At 50.1% G+C, this 6,750-nt stretch carries 5 protein-coding genes; 3 read left to right on the forward strand and 2 right to left on the reverse strand.

What is annotated here, in order from left to right; all coding sequences use genetic code 11:
* From C5C07_RS21380 to C5C07_RS21225, 3 genes are all read left to right on the forward strand, one after another.
* A partial coding sequence (locus C5C07_RS21380; RefSeq protein WP_158546609.1) for a hypothetical protein occupies positions 1-608 on the forward strand: 608 nt, incomplete at its 5' end.
* Between the two features lie 63 nt (positions 609-671).
* On the forward strand, positions 672-2,987 hold the full coding sequence (locus C5C07_RS20100) for a P-loop NTPase fold protein (protein WP_115806011.1): 2,316 nt from the start codon (positions 672-674) through the stop codon (positions 2,985-2,987).
* Positions 2,980-4,527 carry a hypothetical protein gene (locus C5C07_RS21225; RefSeq protein ID WP_147302069.1) on the forward strand — a complete coding sequence of 516 codons (1,548 nt, stop codon included), beginning with the start codon at positions 2,980-2,982 and terminating at the stop codon, positions 4,525-4,527. The genes C5C07_RS20100 and C5C07_RS21225 overlap by 8 nt, the downstream gene beginning before the upstream one ends.
* A gap of 9 nt (positions 4,528-4,536) precedes the next feature.
* Here C5C07_RS21225 and C5C07_RS21230 read toward each other — a convergent pair whose 3' ends face one another.
* Positions 4,537-5,463 (reverse strand): hypothetical protein, encoded by a 927-nt coding sequence (locus C5C07_RS21230; protein WP_147302070.1) that lies wholly within the window; start codon positions 5,461-5,463, stop codon positions 4,537-4,539.
* Between the two features lie 47 nt (positions 5,464-5,510).
* Complete coding sequence (locus tag C5C07_RS20110; protein WP_115806013.1) at positions 5,511-6,434, reverse strand: hypothetical protein; 924 nt, start codon at positions 6,432-6,434, stop codon at positions 5,511-5,513.
* Positions 6,435-6,750 lie beyond the last annotated feature (316 nt).

The raw sequence follows: 6,750 nt of genomic DNA on the forward strand, positions 1-6,750 counted from the left end.
AACGCGATGATGTAACTCTTAGAAACTGGCTGTCAGTCGGCCAAGACGCACTCGAGGAAGCGATTGACCCACTCATCACCTCTATTCGTGAGCAGGCAGTTCGCGCAGCGAACGTTGAGTTCGAGGAGTACGTGTCTCTCAAAGAGTCTGCAATTGAATCGCACTGTGAGGAAGTCAAGCGGCTTGAATCGAAATTGGAAGACCTCAACGACCAGCTCACGACAGCTGCAGATCGTGCAGCAAGTCTCGAAGTGCTCGAAGAACAAGACGCAGTCGAAGCAGCACTCACGTCGCACCGTTCAGAGCTCGAAGAACTCCTCGAGGCCGAACAGAACGGGTTCAGCGACAAGCAAGCGGCCATCAGGAGCCGGCACTCAATCGAAGTTCGTTGTGAGCCACTTGGGGCGGCGTACTTCGAATACGAGAAAGGCGACGTCGTGTTAACACTCGGAGAGGATACTGCCGAAACACAGCTGCGAGTCGCCTTTGGTCGGGGAGTTGGCGTGATGGAACCGGTGTGTTGTTGCCGCTGTGGTACCCAGCTCTCGGCAGAAAATCCGTTATCAGTTGTTCAGGGTGATGTAGTGGGGATGTGCTGTTCGGAATAAGGTGTTCTCCACGCTAGTGTCAGGTTCATAAATATTATAGTATGGAAGACTGTCTGCCTCCTCGTGACTGAGGGAATGGGCGACACGTCGGTTGATTCTGACGAAGGGGGTCCTTCTGGTGATCAAATATCTCGTGTGATGGGTGCTAGTGAACCAGAATATCTCCGAGACACTCATCTTGAACAAATTGAGGACGATGACCTCGAGCACAAGGCGTATGTTGATCTTCTCGAATCCATCATCTGGAATAACGAGCCACCGTGGCATATCGGTGTATTCGGGACGTGGGGTTCTGGGAAGACATCAATCATCGAGTTACTGTTCGACCGAATTGATGCTGCCCGCGAAGGGTCATACAAGTTCGAAGCGAATGACTCGTCAACTGTAACGGATTCTGACAGCGATAGATCTGAGACAGAGACCGCAGTCTCGTCTCCCGAAGAGAACAAGCCAAATTATCCGTTTAGCAATATTGCCTGCGTAAAGATCGATGCGTGGCAACACAGCGTCGACTCAATCCAGACGAGTCTGATTTTGGACCTCAACAAAGAGCTCGCAAAGGACACAACCGGTTGGCCATTTCCCAGCCTGTTTCCCGAACGGCGGATTAGGAATGTTTTCGATCACTTCGATTATCTTCCCTCCCCCTCGTTTTTCGATTCGTTTGGTAACTCCGAGCTCCTTGACTCTGAGGCGATTTTAAATACGCTCCACGACGTCGAAGAACGGAAAGAAAATTCGATTATTGAGTCGATTGTGCCAACTCTAAAGGACCTCGCTATTCAGCTGGTTATTCTGGTCATCACGTTACTGGTCCTCTCTAACGTTCTCAATGTGGTTCTCGGAACATCGACAGAACAACTTATTCAGTTTGGTGCAATCACATTCCTCATCTCAACCGCTCTCCGGCTGATTCTCACTACGTCGTCGATGACTGGCCGTACAATGGTCAATCCCAGACAGGAATGGTCCGGGGCTTATGAAGAACTCTTCAACAAGATCATCGACAAGGCTGGAACTCGGTATGAGGCGACTCACGGAGAGCCACTTGAACAGATCATTATTGTCATTGACGACTTAGACCGCTGTGAGAGCAAAGCGGTCTACGAGACGCTTGTGGCCCTGAAATCATTCATGGATCACGACAGATGTACCTACATTATACCATGTGATGATGACGCTCTGTATCAACACCTCAAGGCATCTGATGACGGTAAATACCTCTCCAATAAGACGAACCAGCGAGACTTCTTAGCGAAATTCTTCGATACGCAAGTTCCGATTACGACGCCAGACGAGGGTCAGCTACGGGCGTTAGCACAAAAAGAAGCCGCAACACTTGACCTCCGAAACCACGCTGAAATCGTCTCAAAAGTGATCCTCAACGCTGACCTCCAGACACCGCGACGAGTGATTCTTGCATTGAACCGTACCCTGACTCTTCAGAAACTGGTTGAGCGTCGAGACCCCAAAGCAATTAGCATAGAGCGACGAGCGGACATGTTGTTCTTAGCTAAGATTGCGATTATCCAAGAAGACTTCCCAGAGTTTCTTGATGCACTCTCGAAGGGTAGAGTTTCTCTTCCAGATTTGCTTCAGCCGTACGACGACAAACCCACAGTCGAAGACGTTACAGCGGACCTCGATACGATCGGAATTACAGGAAAGCACGCTCGCAGACTTGCTGAATTCCTCATTGCAACTCGAGAAATCGATGAGCCAGTTGATCCCTATCTCAATCTCTCTGGTGATGAGGTTGATCCGAAGCAACAATTCATTCGTGCACTTACCAGCGGCCGGGTTGCAGACGCAGTTCAGCGAATTGAGAGTGCAGACAGTTCAGACGTATCCCTTTCGAAAGAAGACTATTTCGAGGTCCTTGTTGAGCAACTCCAAAACGAATCAGCAGACGCTGAATTATTCCATACTGTGGTTAAAGTCGCACGGGAGTTCGAAGAAGACGATCCAGATGAGATTTGGGAACACGCATACGCGTTCTTGAGCGATCGTCAAGACCGTCCGGAAATCATTCGGAACATCGAATTTAGAAATCTTAGCTTCCTTGCTTCGTTCGAGGAGAACACAGAAAAGACCTCAAACGTACTCCAGTGGTTCGTAGAAGCTGCGATAACTGAAGAGGAGCTCAATGATGCAGCACTGGAGCGGCTCTTTCGAACACTCGAGCCACTAGAAAGCCAGCTCGATGCACTTGAATTGGAGCCAGTCCGTACTGAGTTCGCTCGTCGGCTGAAGACTGTTCGAGACCGTGGACAAATCACACAGGCAGAATATCGAAAGATCGTAGACCGCGTCGCGCGGGAGTATAGGCCACTCTATAGTTGTTCACTTCTTGACGAGGTAGGGGTTCAAAATGAGTGATCAGCCATCGTCACGACTATTCTTAGCGCCATGTAGCAATGATGTCGCGTATACGAACCTGAAGAAGGGAGCCCTCGAAGGTGTTCGACTTGTCGACTCAGAGATTCCGGAGTCATCCGAGGCCAGACAGTCATTCGAAGAAACGATACACCAGGTTGGGTATCCTAAAGGAGGAAACGCCCACTTATGGGGTGTCAAGAGCCGGAACAAGCGATTCAATATCTCTCCAGGAGATGCGATCTTATTCTATACTGGGAATAGACAGTATGAGTTCGCTGCGATCATTCTCGACGGCGAGGTCGACCGAGAGATGGCACGGCACGTGTGGAGTTCAGACGGAGATCCAGAAACATGGGATCACCTTCTGTTGTTATCTCCCCCTATCGCTGTCGATATTAGTGGCGAGAAAATCGCCAACTACGGCGATTACAGCATTGAATGGACGATTAGCTTTAGTCCACTAAACGATCGTGGGCTTGAAGCAATTCGGCAGGACCACGGAAGTGTCCTTAAGTTTCTTAATGCGCATTCGCTACGTGAGAGCTCACAAGACAAGCTGCAAGTCCCGGATATCGATACCTCTGTCACCCTGTTCAAATCCAGTGACGAGGGAGAGACAGAAGCAGGCGATATCCGCAGAGACGGCACACCAGAATGGTACGCCACATTACGATCTGAACTTGAACAGAACACACAAGCTCGTCTACTTGGTGAGCCTAACTGGATATCTAGAACAGTACTCTCTCACTTTACTAGATGGCGGACACAACAGTTCGAGGAGGAAGTCTCAGTACATCTGAAGCAGATAACCATCGGTTCGCAGACGTCCTACAACGAGCTCATCGAATCGGTAACAGGGAATCCAGAGAACCCGATTCAAGATGGACAGTTGAAACGGTTCATCCGGACAGCTGACGCGGCATCTGCAGAGGCAACGTATGACCAGACGATTTCTGACAAATACCTTGTTGTAATCCGGGGTCACGGTAAACATGATCTCACCGACTTGCTTGGAGAGGTACTCTCTCCGCTTCTCCAACGTAGTAGCTCACAGATGGTATCGAACGACGACAGCCATCCGTCTCTGACACTTCCCGGATCCGGTGAGCTGCTACAATTCCCACCGAACCTCTGGGTTGTGTTCATTGAGTCACCAACTGGCCCCGGAATTGAACGAGAACACCGTTCGTACTTCACAAGCGTTGACGCCACCGCAGGAGTCAATGCGATCTCAACCACAGATGCGACGCTCCTAACGAAAGTAGCAGAGGCAATTCAACAGCTGAATGCTGCTATCGAACGGACAGACAGCGTGTCAGAGTCGTGCTTGCTATCTGCAGTACCCTTGATTGCAGAACTTGGAGAAGAACCGGATGACGAAGACGTCATCGCTGCGTGGACACACCAAATCAACCCACAGCTCCAAGAGAGCAAAGAACAGCTACGGCAGTCCGGGGAGCTATCTGAAGAGCTTCGTGAGGTGGTTGATTGCCCCCAAAAACAGAAGCTCGGTCTAAAAGAGGCGCTTAGAGAGGTGTGAATTCAAAAATTAGCAATAGTAGAAACGTCGACTACCCTCAAACTCCAACTCATCTGCGAGTTCAAGAACCGGCGCTAAGGATGAGTTGACATCCTCATCACGGATTGTCGAAATCGCAAACGTATTCTCGTCCTTGTATTTGACAATTAAGTGGTAATCTTGGAGATAGTCACCTGCAAGAGTATTCGGTAAATTGATCTGGCACATCCCGTTCTCGCCATACCGAACCGGATGTGTTGTCGTCTCTCCGTTGACAATCATGTCGACCACCTTCCCATCTCCCTTTTGGTATGATTTGTCTTCTCGTGTGAAAAACGACATATGAGATGTTGAAACCTCAACCTGGCTCTGTGCACCCCCTTGGAGTGTGCCGATATCTGCGATGAATAGTTTCGCTTCGTTGAGTTCACACTCCTGCGGTTCGAGCCCGCCATCCCAGAGGGTCTCCCACCGTTCCTCAATGTCTTGTACCGTCGTACTGTGGACAGAAGACTGCAGCTCGGACAGTCTAACTGAGCCTCCAAACTGGATCGGTTCATTCGATGAGTGAGACACAGTAGACAACAGTACCGTTGAAAATCGATCTGTTGGTAAGTTACTTGACTCATCACCGTTGAAGCCCTGAAGGAATGTTGGAAGTGGATGCGGTATAGAAACTGGGTCTGTAGTCGCACTGGGGAGTGCGATCCGGAGTTCTACTCGAGAGAGTTCATTCAACCTGAGTAATACATCTCGATCTGGTCTCAATCCCCAAGGAGAGACGAGAAGACGGACCTGAGCCAGCGTCTGATCTAATGCGTTGTGTAGTGTGTCAAAGAACGAATCATGTTGTTCTGGGACAGCAAGGCAGAAGCGGACTACGTCATCCGAAGTGAATGACGAAAGGAGATTTTGCAGTTGAATGTCACCCGAAAACGAGACATCGAACGTGGGCATATTGACAGATTGTCGTATCTCCTACATTAAACCACCACCTCAACAGATCAGCGGCAAACGAAAAATGACGTTTGCGCTGCCTCCTCGAGGACATCGTGAACCGTCTGTTCAGGAACGCGAAGAAACGCCGCCACCGCGGTAACCCATTCCTCATCAGAGTCATAGTTCGCACGCACAGGAACAGTCTCAGAACCTGAGAGAAGTTCACTTGGTTGGTACCCCTCAGAAGCCATCGTTTCTCTAAGATAGGCTTCACCCCCATCATCCCAGATCGAACCTAAAATCCACAGCGGTCGGTCGACGATGACGGGATCAAACCCATGGATCCTGGAGAAGTCGCGCCAAAACCGGCGAATAGATTCATTTGAGAGCTCCTCTCCAAGCAGTACTGCGGTTACCTTCTGGATTTGCGTATCAACTGGGATGTCCAGCTCAGGAACTCTGGTGAGTGGTCGAACCTCTTCGTGGATTTGTCGCATCCAAAGCGGGCCTATTTTCTGCCCACCAAGCCCGAGGAGGTCGGGATGACGCCGGACTGACTGAAGGATTGCAACTGCATCGTCATTGTTCGCACTAAACAGCTCAAGCGGGGAGTCATCGAACTCCTCGTGAAAGGTCCGTGCATTCTGAAACCAGTACTTTGCATCCTGGTTGTGGAACTGCATACCGACTTCTTTGAACACCGCTGTGAGCTCGTCCTGTCCGCGTGCAACAACCGTTGCTGGTTCGAACACCCACCGGTAGTCTCTCCAAAGCTCGGCTGCAGTGCGCCATAATCGGTCAGCAGGTCGACGGTAATTGACCGAGGAGGTGAATGTGAGAAACAAAGCCCGGTCGCGGGTGCCCGTGATGGCGGTCAGCGGCTCTTTGGAGGGGAGTTGTGATGGATCGAACGGCTCGTTCCACTCCTCATAGTCGTTGAGGATTGTCGAGATAACCCGTGCTAAGGATGCGTGTGTGTTATTGCTCATTGCTATACCGTGGTTGGGTGATCGGATAACAATTACACACCCGCGATAGTCTCTACTTCAGAAACACTTGGGAAGTGAAGTTACAGTATTCCCATGAGCGCATAGCATCTTCATGACCGTTACTGGATACCAGACAAGCACGAAGAGTCTATTCGAATAAAGATACGACCAGGAAAGGTATTCAGAGAACAAGATTCAGTTACTGTTAGCAAATGACCACAGCCAGGTAATCTGTAGAACTATGCTTGAGTCGTTATGTTGCCGAGGTTTAGAGGCGTTGTTTCCGTCGACCCCCCGGAGGTTTGGGGGGAATTGG

It is taken from the genome of Haloferax sp. Atlit-4N (assembly GCF_003383025.1).
GTDB lineage: Archaea > Halobacteriota > Halobacteria > Halobacteriales > Haloferacaceae > Haloferax > Haloferax gibbonsii.

Bases quoted from the DNA above. Each gene is read 5' to 3' on its own strand.
- C5C07_RS21225 (WP_147302069.1), top strand. From the start codon at position 2,980: ATGAGTGATCAGCCATCGTCACGACTATTCTTAGCGCCATGTAGCAAT.
- C5C07_RS21230 (WP_147302070.1), bottom strand. From the start codon at position 5,463: ATGCCCACGTTCGATGTCTCGTTTTCGGGTGACATTCAACTGCAAAAT.
- C5C07_RS20110 (WP_115806013.1), bottom strand. From the start codon at position 6,434: ATGAGCAATAACACACACGCATCCTTAGCACGGGTTATCTCGACAATC.